Genomic DNA, 22,383 nt, shown 5'->3' with positions numbered 1-22,383 from the left:
CGCCCCTCCTCAGGTGCCCAGAAACCGCTCGCATCCCCTTGGCCCCGCGCGTCACCACGAAACATCTCTCCCCCTCTTCTCGGGGGCTCGCGACCAACGCCCCCTCAATCTCAGATACGGCCCCAGCCCTTTTTCTTGTGTATTCTGTTCAAAAAAATCCGGGGCGCCCCGAGTGGGAGCGCCCCGTAAAACCTGTATCGCCAGCGCGATTCAGGACATTCCGGAAAACTGTCACTTATTTAGGACGTGAGTTGTCCGAGCCGTCCGGATGAGACGCCGTATTCACGGACGGGACGACGGACATCCTCGCCGAGAACGGCGGGTGCGCCGTCAGACCCGGGGTGGGCTCCGGCGGCGGGTCATGCGGGTTGATGCTCACCACCGCCCCATCGCGCTTCGACTTCTTCGAAAGCTTCTTCACCATCGCATCCCCCTCTGCGCGGCACCGGCGAGGCCCGGCGGCATGCCATCTCCCCGCCTCCGCCTCGGTACTACGCACCAAGTCGGATTCCTTGAGCATCATTCGAAGAGGAGGATGCCGTGGACCCAGTCCGCGGAGGGGTGGGCCGCCAGCCACGTGCGCCGCGCGTCACGGAGCGCGAGGGCCGCCGGCGCGCCGCTCCGGATGCGCTCACGCACCGCTTCGAAGAAGCGCCCCGCCGAGTCGGGGATTTCCACCGTGGAGGCCAGCACCGTGGCCGCGCCTGCTTCGATGAAGGCCACCGGAAGGCTGAAGGACTCATGAAGGAAGGGCGTGGCTCGGGCCGCACTGCACGTGGCCAGAAGCACGAGCGGCGCGCGCTCCAGCTTCAGCGCGCGGACCTGGGGGGCGGATAGCGCGTATCGGCCATCTGTTTCAGGCGCCAGCACCACCAGCGAGGCGTCTGACATCTCGGGGCTGAAGGCGCCGTGCGCGTGGATTTCCACCTCACTGGCCTGCGCCATGGCCGCCAGCACCCGGGTTGGCGTGGCTTGCATGCCCGACAGCTCGATTCGCTGCGGGTCCGGCGCGTGCGGCGGCTCCAGTGGAAGCAACCGCGGGAGGCCCAGCGCCGCGGGCGCCTCCACCCCATTGACGACCAGGTGCGGCCCGCTGCCACGAGCCGGCACGGGAGACGCTTCTCCGGGCCGCCCCACGCGGTAGCTCCAGGCGAGCTCCGCGGGCAGCAGCCCCCGCAGGCCATGCACCGGCGGCAACGCGAGCACGTCCACCCGCTCGCAGCCCTTCAAGGCGGCCTGGAGCGACGGAGGCACCAGCCCGGAGGCGTCCCGACCCAGGGGCTCCGCGCGGCTGGCGTCGAAGTGCCCCTGCAGTTCGCCCGTAGCGCCGCGCAGCGCGACCACCGAGCGCTCGTAGTCCACGGCGACGCCCAGCACACATCGCTCAGGGACCGCAACCTGAAGCGCGGCGCCCATGAGCGCCAGGGCCTCACCTGGGACGTCCGTGCGGCCTGCCTCGTGCGCCAGGACGTTGTAGGCCCCCATGCGCGTCTTGCGCGCGTCCACATCGTTGGGAAGGGACTCCGCCTGTTGGATGGCGCCGCGAAGCAGCTCCAGCCCGGTCGCGCGGTCGAGTTCCAGCACGAACTGCCCCTCGGCGAAGCGCATCTGCGCGAGCTTGCCCGGGGAGGGCTGCCCCCGGTGCAGCTCGGCCAGGGTGCGGCGCAACAGGTCCGCGTCCTGGCTGTCTGCGCCGAAGCGCGCCAGGTACGACAACAACAGCGCGCCGGGCAGCCCCAGTGGCCGGCCACACTCCTGCGCCAGCTCCAGTTCGTTCCGCGCCTCGTGCGCGTCGAACTCCAGCCACGACAGGTAGGCCAGGTTGCGGTGCACGTAGGTGCGCTGCTCGCAAGCGTCGGGCATTCGCGCCAGGGACTCGCGCAGGTAGGCGCGCGCGCTGGTGATGTCCAACCGGTAGCGAGCGATGTGCGCCAGTTCCTGGAGGAACTGTTGCTCCAGCTCCCATTCCTCCTGCTCCCGGGACGCAAGCCAGCCACTCCACGCCTGCTCGAAAGCCTCCGCCGGGCGGTTGAGCGCGAGATAGAGGTCCGACAGCCGCTTCTTCAGCGTGGCGCAGCGGTAGGACAGCCCCTTGCCCTGACAGGCCCCCACGGCCGCGCGAAGCCGCGCCTCCGCCTTCCACCATTCGCCCGCGCGCTCCTCGGCGCCCGCCAGCTCGCGCTCGGCCAGCAGCGACACCCAGGGGTCCTCGGCCGCACGGGCCAGCCGCGTGAAATCCTCCAGGTGGCGCGCGCCTGCCGTCTGATTGATGAGCCCGCCCAGGTACAGGTCGTCCTCGCCCGAACGCCGCAGCGTCTCCAGGAAGCGCTCTGGCGAGGACAGCTCGCCCCGCACGAGCTTCGCGTAGTCCGCCGCCAGGGGTGCACGGCGGCTGAAGTCCCGCTCCGCCACACGCTGCACGTAGCCGCGAAGCACCTCGCCGCCCTGGACTCCGTCCAACACGTCCGCCAGCGGAAGCAGGCGCAGGGTCCACTCCCGCGACGGCGCGGCCCTCACCGCGTCGTAGAACGCCAGCCGGACGATGCCAGGAAAGCGCTTCGCCTCCTCCAGCGGGAGCCGAGCCTGCGCGTCCACCATCAGGTCCCGCACCGCCGCGCGAGCCCCCTTCCAGGCCCGCCCCCGCGCCTGCGTCTGCTGCCGGAGCGCTCGCGCGCGGATCCGCGCCTCCTCGCTCCAGCCCGGCTCCCCGCGCTTCACCACCGCGTCGAACGCCTCCGCGGCCAGCAGCGTCAGCCCCATCTCCCGCAGCACCAGCGCCCGGTTCCACTGCGCCTGGGCGTGCTCGGGCACTTGTCGTAATACCCCGTCCAGCAGTGCCAGCGCCTGTTCCGGATGCCCCTGCTCCAACGCGACGATGGCCAGGTCACTGTCCCGGTCCGGTGACGGCGGCATCCGGTGGAGGAAGTCGGAGGCTTGCCGCAGGTCCTTGCGGGCCAGGTACGCGGCGGCAATGCCATGCAGGTCCCCCTGGTCCTCCAGATCCGCCAGCGCCCGGAGCGGCAATGCCGAGCCCGCCCCGCCCGGAGGGCCACTGCCCCCCGCGCGCAGGGGCACATAGGGCCGGTGTCCGTCCGCGCGTGCATAGGCAACCCTCGCCTCGATGAGGCGCGACGACGTCTGCGCGAGCCAGACCTCCTGCTGGGAACCCCGCACATCGGCGCTCTTGACGACGAGCACTAGGACGATGGCCGCCGCCACGGCGCCCACAGCGAACGGGGCCCAGCGCCAGTGAGGGCGCCCCGGCCCTTCGGCCGTGTCACGTGTCCTGGGCGCATCGGACGCCATCCAGGTTTCGGGCGCGTCCTCCTGCTCGTGCGCCAACGCCTGCGGGTCCCCCATCACACAGAAGCCCAGCAACTCCAGTTGCATGGCTTCGTGCAGGCCGGACGCGCAGGGGTCACAGCGAGCGAGGTGATGCCGGAAGTTCTCCTCGTCCACGGGCGGCAGCTCGCCATCGAGGAAGAGGGACAGCCTGTTACAGAGCGTCCCCATCACGCGCTGCCTCCTCCGTCGCGCCCGGTGAGCGGCAGTAGCAGCGCCTTCAACTCCTTGCGGGCTTGATAGAGCCAGCTCCCCACGGTGCCTTCGGGGACGCCCATGCGCAGGGCGATGGCGCGGTAGCGCAGCCCCGAGGCATGCAGCGAATACGCCTCACGCACCCTGGGATTCGGCAGCTGGGCGATGGCCGTCTGGAAATCCTTCTCCGAGATGTGCTCCCAGACCTCCATGGCCTCCGGCTCGGGGGCCGCCACCCCCTCGCGCACCAGCCGCAGCTCCGGACGGTCCTGCTCCAACAACTCCGAGCGCCGCTTGCGGCACTGGTCGAGGAAATGATTGGTCATCGCCCGACACAGCCACGCCCTGTAGACGGGCTCCGGCTGCGCGGCGAGTGCCCCGTGATGCAGCAGTCCGCGCGTGAGCGCCTCCTGCACCAGGTCTTCCGGATCGAGGCCCCCCTGACCGCACAACCGTCTCGCCAGGGCCAACAGCATGGGCCTGACACGATGCGCGAACTCCTCGAACCCGTCGGGATGCACATCCGTACTGTAGGCCACAGGAATGCGAATGACTGTGGCAATGCGTTGGCCGCTCATCGACCCGGACTCCTTCCACGCCTATCGAAACGAAGTCCGGGGCAATCCTTGGAAGGCCGTCGTGAAGCAGACTTAATCGTATCAAGTTGCGCTCGCTCACCGACATCCCTGCCGCCCCGCGGACCAGGGACAGGCCGGCGTCAGGCCAGCGCGGCGGAAATCGAGGCAGGCTGCGCCACGGGTAATTCCAACGTCAACGCCGCGCCCCCCAGGGCTTCCGAGCGTCCCGCACTCAAACGTCCGCCATGCCGTTCGGCGACGCCTCGCGCGATGGCCAGCCCCAAACCTGTCCCCGGCCGAGGTCCCTCGCGCTTGCGGCCCGTCACGAAGGGCTGGAAGAGCCGGGGCAGCAGCTCCGGTGGAATGCCAGGCCCGCTGTCCTCCACCCGGACGAGCAACCGACCGTTCGCCTGCTCAATGGATGTCCTCAACCGCGGTACGGGCACGTCTCTCAGGGCGAGCAGTGCATTCTCCAACAGGATGACCATCACCTGTGAGAGCTGGGACTGGTCGGCCTCCACCGTGAGCGACGCGTCCTCCTCTGACTCGAAGGAGACGTCGGGCGCGAGCGAGCCGAGTCCCTGCCGCGCAGTGGAGTACGCCAGCGCGACGGTGGCTGAGACATCCACGCGGCGCAGGTCCAGCGGGCGCGGACGGCCATAGCGCAGCAGCTCGTCCACGAAGTGACTGGCGCGGTCGATCTGCTCCCGCATGGCCGCCACCGTGTCCGGGTCCCCGCCCCTTCGCTCCAGCAGCTTGAGGTGCGCGGCGAGCACGCCCAATGGATTGCGGACCTCGTGGGCCACCGCGGACGTGAATTGTCCCAGCTCCGCCAGCCGCGCGGATTGGTCCGCGCGCGCCTCCTCGCGAGCGAGCGCCACGACCAGTTCGTCACTGGTGGCCCGGCCCTTGAGGAGCCGGCGCCCCAGCCAGGCCTGAAGCGCCTGACGCACGGGCTCGAACGCGAGCGCGGCCAGGGCCAGGAGAAAGAAGGCACCTACTCGGTACTCGGTAAGGAACGGCTGGCCGCTGCCCGACAGCAGCGTCAATACGCCAAAGAGAAAGCCCGCGGACAACACCGCCGCCACCGCGGAGTAGGCGAGGCTGCGTTCGAGCAGCCGTCGGTCCGCGGCTGGCTGATGGGCATTGATGACGTGCACCAGCACCAGCAGCGCCGCCAGCACCAGGTACATCCCGAACGGCAACGCGTACCCGCCCGACAGCAACAGGGCGTTGCCGATACTGCCCAGGTACGCGAGCAGCCCGGCGATGCCCAGACTGAGGAGGATGGGCCGTCGCTCGGGAGCTTCGCTGCGGTACGCGCGCGCCAGATGCACCAGCGGCACGCTCGCCGCCGCCACGGCGAGCACCATGGTGGGCCAGAACAGGGGGCCTCGCCCCATCGCCAGCGGCCCGTGCAGGACGTTGGGGAGGAACGCGCCAATGCCCGTCACCACCACCGCCACGCAGTACGCGAGCACCACCAACCGATAGGAGCGCTGCCGGGTCACGTCATAGGCGGAGTGCAGGTACGCCGCCGCGACGAAGGCCCCACCCGCCACGAAGCGCTCCCCCACCCACGCCATGGATGGGATGCAGAGGAGCAGCAGCGCGCCCGTCCACCCCGCGGTCGCCAGACAGTAGAGCGCCAGGCCTCGCGCGTTGAGCCCCCGGAGCGCGGCCGTGAAGAACAGCAGCAGCGACACGGAGAGGACAGGCACGAGGCTGTAGGCGAACAAGGGCCCCATGCCCGTACTGTGACAGATCAGCGAGCGCCGTGAGGCGGACTCGCCGCTGAGGTATGGGCGGTGATGGCCCGGGTCATCGTCTCCCAGTCATCCGGGTGCAGGTCATGCCCCGCGTCCTGCAGTGTCACCAGGCGCGCGCCCTTGACGGCACGGCTCAAGGCCACGCCATGCGCATGGTCGATGACCGGGTCCACCGAGCCGTGGATGACCAGCAGCGGCGCTTCAATCTCACGCGTCCGGCCGTACCACTCCAGGCCACCGGACAGCCCCGCGTGGTTCAACGCGCATTGAGGCGAGAGCGCGCGCCGATAGTCCTGTACTGCGCGCGCCCGCACCCGGGCCTCGTCGAACGACCTCCGCGCACGGCCCACGCACAACCGTGAGAGTTCGACCTGGAAGCCGATGGCCTCCGCCTCGTCGGCCCAGTTCAGCGTGGCGGCCCGCTGGAAGTGCGCGAGCACCGCCGGGTCCACGCCCGGGTCCTCGAAGTCCGGCTCCGAGAAAATCTGGGCGCTGATGAGCGTCAGCGAGCGGACTCGCTCCGGGTACTTCAACGCCGCCATCTGGCAGAGCAGGCCCCCCAATGACATTCCCACGAGGTGCGCGCGCTCGATGCCATATCCATCCAGCACGGAGATGGCATCGGAGGCGAGGTCGTCCAGCGTGTAGGGCGTGGCGCCTGGCACACCGTGCGAGGAGCGCCCCGTGTCGCGGTGGTCGTAGCGAATGACGAAGTGCCCCGTCCGCGCGAGTTGCTCCATGAGCCCGTCGGGCCACCCCAGCATCGAACTGGCCGCCCCCATCAACATCAGCACGGGGGCGTCGCCCTCGCGCCCGAAGTGCTCGGTACAGAGCCGAATGTCACCCGATTCGATGATGCGCTCGGACATCCAGGAACCCCTTTCGATGGCCAGGAACTGGCGTGGATGACGAATTAATAACCGACGCGTCGGTTATATTCAATCCGCACCTTTTGGGTGTCCCTCCAAGCGACACAACCTTCAGTCGAAGGACTCTCGTGGAAACACGCACCCGAGCAACGTGCGCAAGCGAGCGAGGACGTACTCCGTCAACGGCGGCGTCCGCTCCACCAACCACTGCATCGTCGCACCCGCGATGACGTCTTGAAGCAGGGCCGACACCGCGCCACGGTCGACGCTGGGAGGAAGCCGGACGGCGATGGCGTCGCGCACGAGCAGATTCCGCTCATGCGCCATCCGCCTCAACGTGGGGTCTCTCACGTCCTCCCAAGCCAGAAGCAGGTGTGCGTCGAGCCCCTCGCCCTCCCCCATCACCGAGACCAGCGTCTTCAGGAAACGCCAGAGGCCCTGTGCTCCGACTTCCACGGGCAGACCGGCGAAGTACTCGCGCTTCTGCTCGGCGGTCCGCTCCATGAGCCGGAAGTAGAGGTGGTCCTTGTTCTTGAAGCGCTGGATGAGCGCCGCGCGGGACATGCCCACCGCGACGGCCACGTCATTCAACGTGAATGCGCCGGGCCCGCTCCGAAGCAACACGGACATGGCGGCGTCGAGGATGGCTTCGTCGCTGTGCAGCTTGGGCCGGGGCACGGGCCGTAGATAACACGCGCGGCGAACGCGTGCGCTCAGCGCACCGTGGACAGAAAGCCGTCCAGCAGCCGGTTCACCTCGTCCGGCGCGTCGAGTTGCACCCAGTGCCCCGTGCCCTCCACCTTCGCGTGCGGCAGCTCCGGCACCAGGTGGTGATACGAGCCCGGTTCCTCGTTGAAGGCCGTCACTACCGACAGACGCGGCCCCGAGTAGCGCCGCAGCGGCGTCACGGGGTCGAAGTCCAACAGGGCTCCCAGTCCGCCCCGGACACCCTCTTGGGACGTGGCGCGCATCTCGGAGAGAACCCGCTCGCGGACCTCCGGCCGGGACGGCGCCAACATGGGGCCCCAGAACTCCTCCACCACCGCGCTCCAGGCCTCGGTCGCCAGAACCGCCATCAAGCCCTGGGCCTGCTCCGCTGACATCGAGCGTCCATCCGAGGCCGGGTCGAGGAGGAACAGCCCCGCGACGCGGTCCGGCTGCGCCCCCGCGTAGGCCACGCAGGCGGCCCCGCCCAGGCTGTGCCCCACCAGCACGAAGCGCTGAAGCCCCAGCCCATCCACCACCGTCCCCACGTCCCGCGCGAAGTCCTCCACGGTGAAGCCACCGTCCCGTGGCAACTCGGACTTCCCGTGGCCACGCAGGTCCAGGGCCACGGCACGGCGGTGCTTGCGCAGATGCGACAGCTGCGCGGCCCAGTGCGTGGTGTTGCCGGCACTCGAATGGACGAACACCACCGGCAGTCCACCCACGCCCCCATCGTCGACATTCAGCATTCCCCTGGAATCCATCGTGACGGCCTCCTCTGGCCTCGATGCGCGCGGTCATGCGCGACCTGATGCTTGTGGAGTACGGCCCATCCCTGACAGAAACTGTCAGCAATGGCTCGAGTCGACCGGGTGATGCGGCTGCTGGACTTCCTGCGGAGCCGGGATGGGACGACGGTGGCGGAGATCGCCGAGGCGCTCGACGTGAGCGCACGCACCGTCCACCGGGACCTGGCGACGCTGCGGGAACAGGGCATTCCCCTGAGCAGTGACACAGGCCCTGGGGGCGGCGTCCGGCTGGAGCGGGACCGGGGCGTGGCGGCCGTCCACCTGTCGCAGGAGGAGGTGGTGGCGCTCTGGCTGGCCGCGAACCTGTCCGCGACGGGCAGCACGTTGCCCTGGGGCAGCGCGGCGCGCTCGGGGCTCCAGAAGCTCTTCGCCAGCGTCCCCAAGGAGCGGGCTCGGGGCATGCGTGAGCTCTGCCGCCGCGTGGTGGTGGGACGGCCGGCGAGCGTCCGCGTGCTGGCGGACGTCGGCACACCGCCGGAGGAACTGCTCGCCGTCTTCGAGCGGGCCTTCCGCGAGCAGGTCTGCCTGTCCTTCGAATACCGAGACCGGCACGGCAAGGCGACCCGCCGCATCGTGGAGCCGCACGGGCTGCTGGTCGAATCGCCCGTCTGGTACGTGCTGGCCCGGGACGTGGAGAAGGCCGCGGCGCGCATGTTCCGCATGGACCGCATCCGCCGGGCTCGCCTCGTCCCCGACCGCCCCTTCACGCCCGACATGGAGGGCCTGCGAGCCCAGGCCGAGGCCCAGCGCGCGGACGGTACGCGCGCCTCTAGCTGAGGTAGGCTGCGCGCCCGCCGGAGCCGGAGTGCGCGCCGGAGTCACCAGGAGTCACACGGTGCGGTACTTCGCCATGGTCGCGGCCGGGGCCACCCTCTGGGGGTGCTGGGCGCTCTTCTTCCGTCCAGCGGGGCTCGCCGGGCCGCAGAACGCATTCCTCGTGCTCCTGGCCATGTCGCTCCCGGCGCCCTTCCTGTTCCGGCGCGATGCCCTGCGCGACCGCCGGGCCACCCTGGCGATGCTCGTCGTGGCACTGGCGGACGCGGCGAACACGGCCCTCTTCTTCGCCGCCATGGAGCGCGGGCCGGTGTCCATCGCCGTGCTGACGCACTACCTGGCGCCCTTGCTGCTGGCGCTGCTGGCCCCCTGGGTGCTGGGCGAGGAGCGCTCCACCCGGGCCCTGATAGGCGGCCCCGTGACGCTGGTGGGACTGGCCCTGCTCATCGGCCGGCCCGACGGCGACTTCTCGGGGCTGACGGCGCTGCTGGGCGCGGGCAGTGCCTGCTTCTACGCCATCATCGTCCTGGCCGCGAAACAGGCGGCGCGGGCCTATTCACCCATGGCCGTGACATCACTGCATGCCCCCATCTCCGCGGGCGTGCTGCTGCTCTGTTTCGGAGACCAGGTACTGCCACCCACGGTGGATGGGGGTACGCTCCTCGTACTCGTGGGCGGCGTTGTTTGTGGCCTCATTGGAAACATCCTCTTCCACACCGGTCTGCGGCACGTTCCCACCGCGGCTACGGCGGCGCTCACGTACCTGGAGCCGCTCACCGCGTCGCTGGTGGGCTGGGCCTTCTTCTCGGAGACGCTGACGCCCGTCGCCCTGGGCGGAGGTCTGTTGGTGCTGGTGACGGGCGCATGGGTGGCGGCCGAGCGACGCGCCACCCTCCAGGCCGTGCCGCTGCGCGCCGCGGCACGCTGAACGCGTGCGCCAAATCACCCCTTGCATGCTTGGGGAGTCCTTTGGTCCTCTTGGGCCCCCGCACACACTCTTCCCTCCGTTCCTGGCGACGCCGTATGCCTATGGAAACCGCAGCCGACAGCCGTGAGTATCGCGTCGTCTTCTTCTGTCCCGCGTCGAGCGCCCGGCTCGAGCGGATGGAAGTGCCCGTGCGACGGCTGCTCACGCGCATCCACGCGCCGCCCGCGGAGCTGGCGCCGCTCCAGGAAGCCGGCGCGATTACCGAAGCCGGCTGGCAGGTGTTCCTGGTCCGCTCGCTGACGGAGCGCTCCGCGGCGCAGGCCATGGCCGCCTACGTCAGCGAGGCCACGTGCGCGCTGGCCGCGGAGCTGGACGCGGAGGTGCTGGGGCTGTACGTGGACGTGTCCGGTGACTCGGCGCGCATCTGCCGCTGCGGCCCCGAAGACGGGCCGGAGACATTCGCGGGCCGCCGTCAGGCCGCGCTCAACCGCACCGCCGAATGGTTGGAAGTGACGCCCGTCAGCCTCTCCGCCCTCTTCCACCTCGACCTGCCCGACGCGGAGTACGAGCCGGACGCGGATGACCGCTTCGTCGAGGAGAAGTTGCGCGAGGCCCGGACCCTCATGGAGCGATACCGCCAGGGCAAATGAGGTCTCGAACGCCCGAGGACCTCGCGGGTCGCTGCCCGCGCTGCTTCCTCCCCGTTGCCCTGTGTCTATGCGCCGAGGTGCCGTGCGTCTCCACGCGCACGGAGTTGCTCATCGTCCGGCACCACAAAGAGACGCTCAAATCCACCAACACCGCGCGCATGGCGGCGCTCGCCATTCCCCGGTGCAGCATCGTCTCCTATGGCTCGCCGGGCGTCCCCTTCGACGCCTCCATCCTGGAGGGCGATGACACGTGGCTGCTGTTCCCGGATGCGCACCACGAGCCCGCGCCCGGTGCGGCCTTTCCCAGCAGGCTCATCATCCTGGATGGGAGTTGGGGACAAGCACGCCGCATGGTGCAGCGAGTCCCCGCGCTGCGGCGGCTGCCCGGCTTGAAGCTGCCACCGCCCGCGCCGGACTCGCGGCGCCTGCGTCGCCCGCCCCACCCGGATGGCATGTCCACGCTGGAGGCCATCGCCGGTGCGCTTGCGTACCTGGAGGGCGAACACGTCGCCCAACCGCTCCATGCGCTGCACGAGCAGATGATTGACCGCGTCCTCGCGAGCCGGGGACGGCACACCTAGCGCGCTCGACGCCATCAAGGGGCCGCCCCGACCGGCGCTTCGCGATGGCCACGAACAGCCCACTCAGGAGAGGGTTGGCGCCAACAGGCGTGGGCTTCAGCGCGCGGTCAGCGCGTCCAGTTCGGCGATGAGGGCGGAAACATCGCCGCGAGGAATCGCCCGACAGGGCCAGAAGCCCGCGGCGCGGTCCGTGGCGATGATGGGGATGCCTTGCTCCCGCGCCTGCGCCAGCTCGCCCAGGTGGCTCTCACACCACGCCGGCGCGAGCACCACGTCCACCTGCTGGAGCGTGCGCTGGACCTGAGCCGTCACCTTCCGCACTCGCGGGTGGTTCAGGTGTCGTGGGTCCGTGCCCTCGGCGGGGCGCAACCAGAGGTTCCACTGGGGCCGTTCGTCGAGCACCGCCAAGGCTTCTCGCAGTCCGCCGCGCGCGAGAGCGGGCCCGGCGAGGAGGGCCACGTGCGGGCCGTGTCGCTGGGGCAAACGAGGCGCCTGGGGCGGTTCGCGGTCCGGTGGAAAATGCAGCCTGCGGAGCTTCTCCGGGGCGTGTCCGGCCAGCCGCAGCCGCTCGAGGGCGAGCTCGCCTCGCACCCAGATTTCATCCGCGAGGACTCGCTCCGCCTCCTGCCGCGCGACGTCCTCCGCGGAGGCGCGGTGGTTGCGAAGGAAGGCCTCCTCCGGGTGCCTCGCAGCCGCGGCGTCCAGGTCCGCGTGCAGTGCCCTCAACGAGGGCAGGTCCTCCACCAGCACGCAGCGCGCGCCCCGGCGGCGTGCCATCGCGAAGACCTCCCGGGCACCGAGCGCTGGCGCGAGCACCGTCTCCACCGACGCCGGAAGCAGCGCCGAGGCCGCCTGCGCCCACCGCTTGCGCAGGGTGAAGCGGGCCTGGAGTGTCGCCGCCGTCGAGCGCGCCGCGACTCGCATCCCCGCCTCCACGGCTCCCCAACCTGGCAGGCCCCAGACGCGGAAGCCCCCGGGCACCGGCAACGTCCGGCGGGTCCAGGCCTGACGCAGGCGGGTGGGAAGTGGACCCCAATCGGGCAGTCTCGGCAGCGCCCAGGGGGCCAGCACCTCCGCCTCGTGCGTGAGCAGCGACGCGAGATGGGAGAGCCAGGGAGCGGGCTCCGGTGCGAGAACCAGGTTCATGGCGCCCGGGCCTCCGTCCGTGGGACTTCGACGCGGGCGTGGCATGCGGTCTCCCCGCACGTCAGGCACGTCCGCTTCCGCGCCTCGGGGTTCAGCAGGCGGCGCCGGTTCTCGGCGATGGTGCGCTCCTCGAGCACGGCGCCAGAACTGGTGTCTTCAACTCGGCGCACGACGCGGTTGATGCGCAGGGTTCCCTCGGCGAGTTCGAGAAGGGACTCGTCCTCGGACCACAGCCGTGAGCGTGTCCGGGGGGCGTCCGCCCCATGGATGGAGAGCCGCAGCTTCCCGTCCGAGACGCGGGCTCCGAGCCGCACCGGACCCTCACGAGGCGCCATCACCAGGTCCACATAGGGCCAGGCCACCGTGGCATCCATTCCCCACAGCGAGCCTGGCGGCGGGGGTACCGCCTCCATCGTGTGCCCCCAGCGCTCCAGGATGTGCCAGCCCTGGCGTGCGGCGAACTCGAAGAGCGCATTGGCCAGAAGGCAGATGCCGCCCCCGATGGACGGGGTGAGACAGCCACCGCTCAGCGCCAGCCCATGCCGGTAGCCCTTGCGCTCCGTCAGCCGGCCCAGCGTGCGCCAGAAAGAGAGGGGCCTGTCCGGAGCGAGGAGGAGGCCATCGAAGGCCGGCGCCGCCAGACGGACGTTGTGCTGCTTGCCCGCTTCGAGCACAGGGTCCGCGTCCGAGTCCGCGCGCTCCAGATTCACGGTGTGCGAGCCGAGGAGCACGCCCTTCTCGTGAGTGGGCGCCAGGAGCGGGCGCGGCCAGCGCTCGGGGGTCGCGGACCACCGCACCAACCGGTTCGCCTGGAGCATCAACTGCTTGCTTCGCCTCCACAGCAAGGCGTGGGCGGATAACTCCAGGAGTCTGGGAGCGATGGGAGGCGAGGGCATGTCCGAACATTCTGCAAGGGCGGCGCCAGGGAAGGAAACACCGGGGTCTGACACCACTCATTCACGAGCGCGGCTGCAGGGACACTCGCCTGGAATTCCCCCGCCTCTTCGGCGTCACCCGACGGTGCGGGCTGTTAGACTTGCCGCATCATGACCCGCGCCCAGCCCTCGGACACCGTGGTCCTCTTCGACGGCGTGTGCAACCTGTGCAACGGCACGGTCCTCTTCATCATCGACCGGGACCCGGACGCGCGCATCCGCTTCACCGCGCTGCAGTCCCAGCGGGCCGCCGCGCTGCTGGCGCCGCATGGCGTCGTGCCCAAGGAGGAACCGGACAGCTTCGTCCTCCTGCAGGACGGAAAGCTGTACGAGCGGTCCACGGCCGCGCTCCGCGTCGCGCGGATGCTGAAGGGGCCGTGGCGGTTTCTCTACGCGTTCATCGTGGTGCCCCGGCCGCTGCGCGACCTCGTCTACCGAATCATCGCGCGCAACCGCTACCGCTGGTTCGGCCGGGAAGCGCAGTGCCGCATCCCCACGCCCGAGCTGCGAGCCCGCTTCCTTCCGGAGACCGCGCCGTAGCCAGGCGTCGCCCACCGAATCAGCAGGCGTTGGCGTCCGTGCAGCGCGCCTTCTTCATCTCCGTGGCGAAGGGGCTGGGCGCCAGGAAGCCGGTAACACGGGGCTGGGTGAGCACCTTGCCCTCCGGAGAGATGAACGCCACGGTGGGCAAGCCCTCCACACCGAAGCGCTCCAGCAACGCGTCCAGCGAGTCCTCGCTGTTCGTCGCGTCAATCTTGATGTTGAGGAAGCGCCCCTCGTCGGACTCGGAGATGACCTGCTGCGCGGGGTAGGTGTCGCGGTCCAGTTCCTTGCAGGCCGCACACCAGTCCGCGAAGAAGTCGATGAGCACCGGCCGGCCCTCTGCCTTCGCCTGTGCGAGCACCTGGTCGAAGGCCTCCGGAGAGAAGGTGGCCTGCTTCGCCGGCATGACGTGGTGCCACTGCCAGGACGGCGCGCGGGGCGGTTCGGCGAGTCCCAGGCTCACCCACAACGTGCCCACCGGGCCCGCGTCCAGCGCACCGCCGCGCAGCACCAGCGCCGCGACGACGAGCGCCACGCCCAGCGCCTTGAACGAGAACTCCCGCGCGCCTTCCTTGAACGAGCGATGCACCGCGCCCAGGGCCACGCCCACCGCCACCAGCAGCGCGGCGATGACGGCTCCCGGCACCCGGCCCACCTGGAGCCCCAGCCCCTTCACTACGTCCCGCGCCCAGGGGAAGGCGTCCTTGAGGTAGCTGAAGGCCAGGGCCACCAGCATGATGCCCAGCACGCTCTTCACCCACTCCATCCACACGCCGCCGCGCGGCAGCCGGACGGTGAAGACGCCAATGAGGAAGAACGGCACGCCGATGCCCAGCGCGTAGACGAACAGCAGCGACGCGCCCAGCGTGGTGTTGGCCGACTTCGCCACGAAGGCCAAGAGGCCCGTCAGCACCGGGCCCGTGCACGGCGCCGCCAGGAAGCCGGACACGCTGCCCATCAGGAACGCGCCCGCCACACCCGCGCCGCCGACGGCGTTGAGCTTCGTCTGGAACGACGACGGCAGCGCCAGCTCGAACGCGCCGAACATGGACGTGGCCAGCAGCAGCAGGAACACCGCCAGGCCCGTCACCACCGCCGGGTGCCCCAGCATCGACCCGAACGCCTGGCCCGTCTTCGCCGCCAGCACGCCCAGCGCGCTGAACACCACGCCCATGCCCACGATGTAGGACGACGTCAGGAGCAGCGCGCGGCCCCGGCCCTCCGTCTTGCGCGCGCCGAAGACGGACACGGTGATGGGGATGAGCGGATAGACACACGGCGTCAACGCGGTGAGCAACCCACCCGCGAACACCACCGCCGCGCCCACCGCGAGGCTGCCGGATTCAAGGAACCGGGCCGCATCCAGGTTGGCATTGGGGCCCGTGGGCAGCAGCCATGGCACCACGGCCACCGCCACTCCGGCCAGCACCGCCATCACTCCGAGCTTCTTCGCATCCATGCGCGCGTGACTCCGTGGTCCCAGGCCCCCTTGTATACGCAGGCCCGGGGTCCCGGGCTACTGCGCTGGAGCAGCAAGCGGGGAAGCAGGCGTCTTCAGTCCGGCGGAACGCGCCAGCCCCATGACGCCCTCCACCGCCGCGGCGATGTAACCAAACGGATTGGCCCCATCCACCGCGGTGACGTGCACCTCGCCCATCTTCTGCTGGAAGGCCACGGCCACCTGGGGAAGCTGCTGCGCCAGGGTCATCTGGATGACCTCCGGGCTGACGCTGTTCTCGATGTCGCGCAGCGCGCGCGCCCTGCCCAATTCGAGCTCCTGCTGCGCCTGGTCCTTCCGCACAGTCAGCTCGGCGATGGCCACCTCCGTCTCCACGATGGACCGCCGGGCCTGCACCACCTGGAGCTCCGCGTGGAGCCGTTCCGCCTCCTGCTGGTGCGCGGCCATCTGCACCTCGTGCCACGCGGTGGCCTGTTCGTGCTCACGGCGCAGACGCTCCAGCTCCAGTTGGGCCTTGGCGCCGGCCTCCTCCTGTTCGCGGCGCAGCTTTGCCAGCTCCACCTCCTGCTCGTGCCGCTGGCGTGAAAGCTCCAGTTCCTGCTCACGCTGCTGCCGCGCCAGCTCCATCTGCGCCTTGGCGTTCTCTGCCTCCTGCGCGCGCTGGAGCCGCACCAGCTCGATTTTCGCCTGCGCGGCCTCGGACTCCTGCGCCAGTTTCAGCTTCTCCAGCTCCAACTTCGCGCGCCCGGCCTCCGTGTCCTGCTCGCGCTTGAGCTTCTCCAAGGCCACGTGCTGGCGCGCGACCTCCGCGTCCTGTTCGCGCTGGAGCTTCTCCATCTCCACCTGCGCGCGGCTGACGGCCAACGCGCGTTCGGAGACGATCTTCGCGTCGGCCAGGCGGGACTCCGCGGCCAGCGCATCCAACTTCGCCTGTTCGTCGGCCACCTGCTTCTTCTGGCGGACCTCCTGCTCGGCGGCCATCTTCGCCAGCGCCACCTCGCGCTCCACGGTGGCCTGCTCCTGCTTCAGCGTGCGCTCCTGGGCGAGCTTCGCCTCGGCCACGCGCGCCTCCACCGCCAGCGCCTCCAGCCGCGCCTGCTCCTCCGCTGTCTGCTTCTTCTGGCGCACCTCCTCCTCGGCCGCCAGCCGCTGGAGGCTCAGCTGCCGCTCGGCTTCCGTCTCCTCGCGGTGGACGAAGCGCTCCTTGGCCAGCTCCGCCTCGCGCGCCTGCCGCTCCTGTTCATGGCGGAAGCGCGCCTGCATGTTGGCGAAGACGGTGGAGGACAGGACGCGCACGTCCTGGATTTCAATCGTGTCCAGGATGACGCCCCAGCCCGCGTCCGTCTGGTCCTCCAGGCGGCCTCGGCCGGAGAGCACGGGCGCGATTTCGCGCACCAGCTCCGCGGCGATGCCCTCCTTGCGCTTGGAGAGGCACTCCTCCACGGACATGTTCGCAACCAGCCGCCGCGCGGCGCCGACGAACATCTCCCGCAGCAGCTCCGCCAGCTTCTCCTGCGCGCGCTCCGGGAAGGAGAAGTTGAGCATGCGGAAGGCCACCAGCGGGTCCGAAATCCGGTACACCGCCAGCCCCGTCACCTGCACACCCACCTTCTCGTGCGTCACCTGGTCCGCGGTGAACTGGAGTCGCTGGATGCTGGTGGGGACAATGGCCACCGAGTCCCCCGGCAGCTTGAAGCAGCTGGCGCCCTGGCCGCTGACCTCCCGCACCCGGCCGCGCCGCATGTGGACCAGGAACTCACTGGGCCGCGCGGTGACGAGCCCCCAGCGCTTCATCTTCTCCGGGTCCTCCGCGGGCTTGCCGGCACGCCACCCGTCCACGTAGCGCGGCTGTTCCAGCTTGCCTCCGCCCCCGCCGTCCATCCGGACCAGGTGGGTCCTCCCGCCGCCCTCCCCCGTCTCCTGCGCCTCCTTCGTGCGGGCCGTCTGCTTCGCGCTCATGTACGTGCCTCCCTGTGGTGGCCCCCACCCGTGCAGGCGACCGGCCAGGGAGGCGGTCGCCGGGAAATCAAGCGGTTGGCCGGAGGGTGTGCGCCATTCTGGGGCACCTCGTCCCAGGACGGCGCGCCCGGACTGATCCACGAAGGCGCGGCGTTGACTTAAGTCGTCCTATTGGGAGCACGCACCCACACCCGCAGCGCTCCTGATGTTCGCTTGACCCGAAGGCGCCCCTTTTTATATTTGACCAGTCCGGTCCACATTCAGGTGTGACGGTGTAGGTTCCCCTGCGGCAAAGGCGCTCCGAGGCGCCGGTCGACGTCCCCTCCAGGAAGGTGTTGGAAGCAATGGTGAAGCTGCCGATCTACATGGACAACCACGCCACCACCCCGCTGGACCCGCGGGTGCTGGAGGCGATGCTGCCCTACCTGCGAGAGGACTTCGGTAACGCGGCCAGCCGCAATCACGTGTTCGGCTGGAAGGCCGAGGCGGCGGTGAACAAGGCCCGGCAGCAGGTGGCCGAGCTCATCGGCGCGGCCGAGCAGGAGATCGTCTTCACCTCGGGCGCCACCGAGTCCGACAACCTGGCCATCAAGGGCGTCATCGAGTTCTACAAGTCCAAGGGTGACCACATCATCACCCTCAAGACGGAGCACAAGGCCATCCTGGACACCTGCAAGCGACTGGAGCGCGTGCGGCAGGAGCGGCTGGACGAGCTGAAGCTGCTGCGGCTGGCGCAGCTTGCGGGCCAGGACGTCACCGAGGAAAACCAGTCGGAGCTGCTGACGAAGTACGACGTGGACTCCGACGAGACGTACCGCAAGTGGGCCGAGCTGCCCACCGGCGGCGCGCGCGTTACCTACCTGGACGTGGAGCCTGACGGCCGGGTGAGCATGGAGAAGCTGGCCGCGGCGATGACGCCGAAGACGGTGCTGGTCTCCATCATGTTCGCCAACAACGAGATTGGCGTGGTGCAGCCCGTCGCGGAGATTGGCGCGCTGTGCCGCTCCAAGGGCGTGCTCTTCCACTGCGACGCGGTGCAGGGCATCAGCACGGTGCCCTTCGACGTGGAGGCCATGAAGGTGGACCTGGCCTCCATCAGCTCGCACAAAATGTACGGCCCCAAGGGCATTGGCGCGCTGTACGTGCGCCGCCGGCCGCGCGTGCGCATCGCGCCCATCATCGACGGCGGCGGTCACGAGCGCGGCATGCGCTCCGGCACGCTGAACGTGTCGGCCATCGTCGGCTTTGGCATGGCGGCCGAGCTGGCTCGCAAGGAGCTGCCCGAGGAGTCGGCGCGCCTCCTTCGCCTGCGTGAGAAGCTGCGCAAGGGCCTCACGGACGCACTGGACATGACCGTCATCAACGGCTCGCTGGAGCACCGGCTGCCGGGCAACCTCAACATCTCCTTCGCCCACGCGGAGGGTGAGTCCCTGATGATGGGCATCAAGGACGTGGCGGTGTCCTCCGGCTCGGCGTGTACGTCCGCCTCCCTGGAGCCCTCCTACGTGCTGCGCGCGCTGGGCGTGGACGAGGAGCTTGCGCACAGCTCCATCCGCTTCGGCCTGGGCCGCTTCACCACGGAAGAGGAAGTCGACTACGTGGTGAACCTCGTAGTGGACAAGGTCCGCAAGCTGCGCGACATGAGCCCGCTCTACGAGATGGCCAAGGAAGGCATCGACCTCAAGAGCATCGAGTGGACGGCGCACTAGCGCCTTCCCAGGTAGACAGGGGGGCGCGAGCCTCCTCGCCCGGAGGGCGTTGCCCGCCGGAACCTTTGGTGAGAAGCATCCGTTGAAGGAGCAGGCATGGCTTACAGCGACAAGGTCATCGAGCACTACGAGAACCCCCGGAACGTCGGGACGCTCGACAAGGAAGACCCGAACGTGGGCACCGGCCTGGTGGGCGCGCCCGCCTGCGGCGACGTGATGCGCCTGCAGCTCAAGATTTCCGAGGACGGGCTCATCGAGGACGCCCGCTTCAAGACGTTCGGCTGCGGGTCGGCCATTGCCTCGTCGTCGCTCGTCACCGAATGGGTGAAGGGCAAGACGGTGGACCAGGCGATGACCATCTCCAACAAGGACGTGGCCCGCGAGCTGTCGCTGCCGCCGGTGAAGATTCACTGCTCCGTGCTGGCCGAGGACGCCATCAAGGCGGCCATCGAGGACTTCAAGAAGAAGCGCGCCGCGCGTCAGGCCAAGGCATCCTGACGTTCGGGAAAGGGAGAGGCGAACCATGAGCGAACAGGCGACCCAGGAGACGACGCAGCGCCAGGCGCCTGCCACCGCGCCCGTGGCCAAGCCCCCCAAGGGCATCACCATTGCCGACAGCGCGGTGGCCCGGCTGAAGGAGCTGCTGGAGCAGCGGCAGACGCCCGAGGCGGGCTTGCGGCTGGCCGTGAAGGGCGGCGGGTGCTCGGGCCTCCAGTACTCCATGGAGTGGTCGGAGAAGTCCCGCGAGCGCGACAAGATTTTCGAGAAGGACGGCGTGCGCGTCTTCGTGGACCCGAAGAGCTACCTGTACCTCATCGGTACCGAGCTGGTGTTCGAGCAGACGCTCATGGCCTCCGGCTTCAAGCTGGACAACCCCAACATCAAGGCGGCCTGCGGCTGCGGAGAGAGCTTCTCCGTCTGACGCGACAGCAAGCGCTCCGCCCCCTTCTGGGCGGAGCCGCCACCACGCGGGCCCGGCCAGCCGCCGGGCCCTTTTCGTTTGTCCCCTCCCCGCATTGGAGAGCCCCCTTTGAGGACCCACTTCGACGTCTTCGGCCTGAAGCGCGCCTATGACGTGGACGTGCCGGCGCTGGAGAAGCAGTACCGCGAGCTGTCGTTGCAGCTCCATCCGGATCGCGTGGCACAGGCCAGCGCGCGCGAGCGCCTGCAGGCCCTGGAGGGCACCACCGCCCTCAACGAGGCCTTCAAGACGTTGAAGGACCCGGTGCGCCGCGCCTTCTACCTGCTCAAGCTGCACGGCATCGACCTGGACCGCGAGGACGCGGGCGCGCAGAAGGACATGCCCCTGGCCTTCCTGGAGGAGGTCATGGACCTGCGCGAGTCGCTGGACACCGCCATGGCGAAGAAGGACCTGGGCCGCGCCCGGGCCATGGCGGACGACGTGGAGGCCCGCAAGAAGGCGGCCCTGGCCGAGGCGGCGGAGTCGCTTCGCACCCTGGAGGCCGACGCGCCAGGGGCCGGCGGGCAGGAACTGGTGAGAAAGGCATCGCACGCGCTGGGGCGGGTGCGCTACTTCACGCGCTTCCTCGAGCAGGTGGACGCGTTCGAGGAGGAGATTCAGGCGTGAGCAAGAACGGCTACCTTCAGATTCACGACCCGCTGAAGCCCAAGGGGCAGGCGGTGGGCATCGACCTGGGCACGACGAACTCGCTGGTGGCGGCGGTGGTGAAGGACCAGCCCGCCTGCGTCCCAGTGGACGAGGGCGACGCGCTGCTCCTCCCCTCCGTGGTGCATTACGCGAAGGACGGCGGCGTGGTGGTGGGCGCCCGGGCTCGGAAGCTGGCGTCCGAGCACCCCACCGACACCATCGCCTCCGTGAAGCGCTTCATGGGGCGCAGCCCGGACGACGCGGAGACGCGCAAGCTGGGGCACTACAAGTTCGCGCCCGGCGCCAAGGTGGTGCGCTTCGACGTGGCGGGCGGCACGCCGGTCACGCCCATCGAAGTCTCGGGTGAGGTGCTGCGCGCCCTCAAGCGCCGCGCGGAAGCGCACTTCTCCACCAAGGTGGAGCAGGCCGTCATCACCGTGCCCGCCTACTTCGACGACGCCCAGCGGCAGGCCACCAAGGACGCGGGCCGGCTGGCCGGTCTTGAAGTGCTGCGGCTGCTCAACGAGCCCACCGCCGCCGCGCTGGCCTACGGCCTGGACAAGGGCAGCCAGGGCACCTTCGCCGTCTACGATTTGGGCGGCGGCACCTTCGACATCTCCATCCTCAAGCTGGTGGACGGTGTGTTCGAGGTGAAGTCCACCGGCGGCGACTCCGCGCTGGGTGGCGATGACTTCGACCGGGCGATTGCTCAGCGCGTGCTGGAGACGCTGGGCGCGTCCGAAGCGCCAGCTCCCGCCCTGGTGGCGGAGGTGCTGGCGGCCTCGCGCAAGGCCAAGGAAGCGCTCACCGACGCGTCGTCGGTGGAGTTCACCGCGGGTGGGCAGACGCACTCGGTGAAGCGCGAGGACTTCGACGCCTGGGTTCAGCCCTACGTGCAGAAGACGGGCACGGTGTGCCGGCGGGCGATGAAGGACGCGGGCGTCACGGCCGGGGAGATGGACGGCGTCATCCTGGTCGGCGGCGCCACGCGCGTGCCGGCGGTGCGCCGCTATGTGGCGGAGCTGTTCGGCCGCGAGCCGCTGGGCGACATCAACCCGGATCAGGTGGTGGCGCTGGGCGCGGCGGTGCTGGCCAACCTGCTCACCACGGCGGACCGGCAAGACGACGTGCTGCTGCTGGACGTGATTCCCCTCTCCCTGGGCCTGGAGACGATGGGCGGCATCGTGGAGAAGCTGATTCAGCGCAACTCCACCATCCCCACCACCGCGGGCCAGGTGTTCACCACCTTCAAGGACGGGCAGACGGGCCTGGACATCCACGTGCTCCAGGGCGAGCGCGAGCTGGTGGAGGACAACCGCAGCCTGGCGCGCTTCACCCTGTCCGGCATTCCGCCCCTGGCCGCGGGCATGGCCCGGGTGGAGGTCCGCTTCCAGGTGGACGCGGACGGCATCCTCTCCGTCAGCGCGCAGGAGCAGAGTACCGGCGTCAGCCAGTCGATCACGGTGAAGCCCAGCCACGGCCTCACGGACGAGGAGATTGAGCAGATGCTGCTCGACTCCATCGACTACGCCGAGGACGACATCCAGGCCCGGCAGGTCCGTGAGCAGCGGGTGGACGCCGAGCGCGTCCTGGCCGAGGCGGACCGGCAGCTGGGCGAGCACGGCTCGCTGCTCCAGGAGGAGGAGCGCGCCGTCATCGATTCCGCCATCGCCCGGGTGCGCGAGCTGATGAAGGGCGAGGACCACCTGAAGCTGAAGGAGGCCGTGCACGCGCTGGACGAGGCGTCCCGTCCCTTCATCGAGCGGGTGATGAACCAGGCCATCACCCAGGTGGTGGCTGGCCACTCCGTGGAGGACTACTGA

21 protein-coding genes are annotated in these 22,383 nt (G+C 69.7%); 10 read left to right on the top strand and 11 right to left on the bottom strand.

Annotated elements, in window-relative coordinates; translation table 11 throughout:
- Window positions 1–235: 235 nt before the first annotated feature.
- The 7 genes from F8M74_RS15685 to F8M74_RS15655 form a co-directional block, all read right to left on the bottom strand.
- Window positions 236–424, bottom strand: a complete 189-nt coding sequence (locus F8M74_RS15685) for a hypothetical protein (protein WP_141259126.1) — start codon at window positions 422–424, stop codon at window positions 236–238.
- 95 nt (window positions 425–519) lie between these two features.
- On the bottom strand, window positions 520–3,513 hold the full coding sequence (locus tag F8M74_RS15680) for a CHAT domain-containing protein (RefSeq protein ID WP_216620744.1): 2,994 nt from the start codon (window positions 3,511–3,513) through the stop codon (window positions 520–522).
- Entirely contained in the window at window positions 3,513–4,115 is a 603-nt protein-coding gene (locus tag F8M74_RS15675; RefSeq protein WP_141258577.1) for an RNA polymerase sigma factor, read from the bottom strand. Before F8M74_RS15675 ends, F8M74_RS15680 begins: the two co-directional genes overlap by 1 nt.
- Before the next feature lie 140 nt (window positions 4,116–4,255).
- Window positions 4,256–5,863: a sensor histidine kinase gene (locus tag F8M74_RS15670; protein ID WP_141258576.1), complete on the bottom strand. Its 1,608-nt coding sequence runs from the start codon at window positions 5,861–5,863 to the stop codon at window positions 4,256–4,258.
- Between the two features lie 17 nt (window positions 5,864–5,880).
- On the bottom strand, window positions 5,881–6,753 hold the full coding sequence (locus F8M74_RS15665) for an alpha/beta fold hydrolase (RefSeq protein ID WP_141258575.1): 873 nt from the start codon (window positions 6,751–6,753) through the stop codon (window positions 5,881–5,883).
- A 111-nt stretch (window positions 6,754–6,864) separates the two neighbouring features.
- Window positions 6,865–7,431, bottom strand: a complete 567-nt coding sequence (locus F8M74_RS15660) for a TetR/AcrR family transcriptional regulator (protein ID WP_141258574.1) — start codon at window positions 7,429–7,431, stop codon at window positions 6,865–6,867.
- Window positions 7,432–7,466: 35 nt separating this feature from the next.
- The gene (locus tag F8M74_RS15655) at window positions 7,467–8,207 is read right to left on the bottom strand and encodes an alpha/beta fold hydrolase (RefSeq protein ID WP_228559804.1); all 741 of its coding nucleotides are present in this window, start codon (window positions 8,205–8,207) and stop codon (window positions 7,467–7,469) included.
- A gap of 105 nt (window positions 8,208–8,312) precedes the next feature.
- On the opposite strand from F8M74_RS15655, the gene F8M74_RS15650 reads away from it, so the two are divergent.
- The 4 genes from F8M74_RS15650 to F8M74_RS15635 all read left to right on the top strand — a co-directional run bounded on the left by F8M74_RS15650 (window position 8,313) and on the right by F8M74_RS15635 (window position 11,200).
- Window positions 8,313–9,044, top strand: a complete 732-nt coding sequence (locus F8M74_RS15650; protein WP_141258572.1) for a YafY family protein — start codon at window positions 8,313–8,315, stop codon at window positions 9,042–9,044.
- Window positions 9,045–9,102: 58 nt separating this feature from the next.
- Entirely contained in the window at window positions 9,103–9,969 is an 867-nt protein-coding gene (locus F8M74_RS15645) for a DMT family transporter (RefSeq protein WP_171410526.1), read from the top strand.
- 101 nt (window positions 9,970–10,070) lie between these two features.
- Complete coding sequence (locus tag F8M74_RS15640; RefSeq protein WP_090495904.1) at window positions 10,071–10,619, top strand: hypothetical protein; 549 nt, start codon at window positions 10,071–10,073, stop codon at window positions 10,617–10,619.
- The gene (locus F8M74_RS15635) at window positions 10,616–11,200 is read left to right on the top strand and encodes a tRNA-uridine aminocarboxypropyltransferase (protein ID WP_141258570.1); all 585 of its coding nucleotides are present in this window, start codon (window positions 10,616–10,618) and stop codon (window positions 11,198–11,200) included. Before F8M74_RS15640 ends, F8M74_RS15635 begins: the two co-directional genes overlap by 4 nt.
- A gap of 96 nt (window positions 11,201–11,296) precedes the next feature.
- On the opposite strand, the gene F8M74_RS15630 is transcribed toward F8M74_RS15635, so the two are convergent.
- Together F8M74_RS15630 and F8M74_RS15625 are read right to left on the bottom strand one after the other, a co-directional pair.
- Window positions 11,297–12,346 (bottom strand): hypothetical protein, encoded by a 1,050-nt coding sequence (locus F8M74_RS15630; RefSeq protein ID WP_141258569.1) that lies wholly within the window; start codon window positions 12,344–12,346, stop codon window positions 11,297–11,299.
- Complete coding sequence (locus tag F8M74_RS15625) at window positions 12,343–13,191, bottom strand: VanW family protein (protein ID WP_228559803.1); 849 nt, start codon at window positions 13,189–13,191, stop codon at window positions 12,343–12,345. The genes F8M74_RS15630 and F8M74_RS15625 overlap by 4 nt, the downstream gene beginning before the upstream one ends.
- Window positions 13,192–13,392: 201 nt before the next feature.
- Here F8M74_RS15625 and F8M74_RS15620 point away from each other — a divergent pair, with 201 nt between their 5' ends.
- The gene (locus F8M74_RS15620) at window positions 13,393–13,821 is read left to right on the top strand and encodes a thiol-disulfide oxidoreductase DCC family protein (RefSeq protein ID WP_140799384.1); all 429 of its coding nucleotides are present in this window, start codon (window positions 13,393–13,395) and stop codon (window positions 13,819–13,821) included.
- A gap of 19 nt (window positions 13,822–13,840) precedes the next feature.
- Here the strand turns inward: F8M74_RS15620 and F8M74_RS15615 are convergent, their stop codons facing one another.
- Both F8M74_RS15615 and F8M74_RS15610 read right to left on the bottom strand, forming a co-directional pair.
- The gene (locus F8M74_RS15615) at window positions 13,841–15,283 is read right to left on the bottom strand and encodes a protein-disulfide reductase DsbD (RefSeq protein WP_141258568.1); all 1,443 of its coding nucleotides are present in this window, start codon (window positions 15,281–15,283) and stop codon (window positions 13,841–13,843) included.
- Window positions 15,284–15,340: 57 nt separating this feature from the next.
- Complete coding sequence (locus F8M74_RS15610) at window positions 15,341–17,242, bottom strand: SPFH domain-containing protein (RefSeq protein WP_228559801.1); 1,902 nt, start codon at window positions 17,240–17,242, stop codon at window positions 15,341–15,343.
- 347 nt (window positions 17,243–17,589) lie between these two features.
- Between F8M74_RS15610 and F8M74_RS15605 the strand changes: the two genes are divergently transcribed.
- The 5 genes from F8M74_RS15605 to hscA all read left to right on the top strand — a co-directional run bounded on the left by F8M74_RS15605 (window position 17,590) and on the right by hscA (window position 22,383).
- Window positions 17,590–18,951: an IscS subfamily cysteine desulfurase gene (locus F8M74_RS15605; RefSeq protein ID WP_228559806.1), complete on the top strand. Its 1,362-nt coding sequence runs from the start codon at window positions 17,590–17,592 to the stop codon at window positions 18,949–18,951.
- Window positions 18,952–19,047: 96 nt separating this feature from the next.
- A complete protein-coding gene (gene iscU, locus F8M74_RS15600) occupies window positions 19,048–19,449 on the top strand; it encodes a Fe-S cluster assembly scaffold IscU (protein ID WP_002634235.1) in 402 nt (133 codons plus the stop codon).
- Window positions 19,450–19,474: 25 nt separating this feature from the next.
- Complete coding sequence (locus tag F8M74_RS15595) at window positions 19,475–19,873, top strand: iron-sulfur cluster assembly accessory protein (RefSeq protein ID WP_020478678.1); 399 nt, start codon at window positions 19,475–19,477, stop codon at window positions 19,871–19,873.
- Between the two features lie 108 nt (window positions 19,874–19,981).
- A complete protein-coding gene (gene hscB / locus F8M74_RS15590; protein WP_171410242.1) occupies window positions 19,982–20,539 on the top strand; it encodes a Fe-S protein assembly co-chaperone HscB in 558 nt (185 codons plus the stop codon).
- The gene (gene hscA, locus F8M74_RS15585) at window positions 20,536–22,383 is read left to right on the top strand and encodes a Fe-S protein assembly chaperone HscA (protein ID WP_141256488.1); all 1,848 of its coding nucleotides are present in this window, start codon (window positions 20,536–20,538) and stop codon (window positions 22,381–22,383) included. Before hscB ends, hscA begins: the two co-directional genes overlap by 4 nt.

Source organism: Myxococcus sp. CA023, from assembly GCF_010998615.1.
Classification (GTDB): domain Bacteria; phylum Myxococcota; class Myxococcia; order Myxococcales; family Myxococcaceae; genus Myxococcus.
Note: the sequence above shows the minus strand (reverse complement) of the source record. Positions and strands in the feature narration are given on the sequence as shown.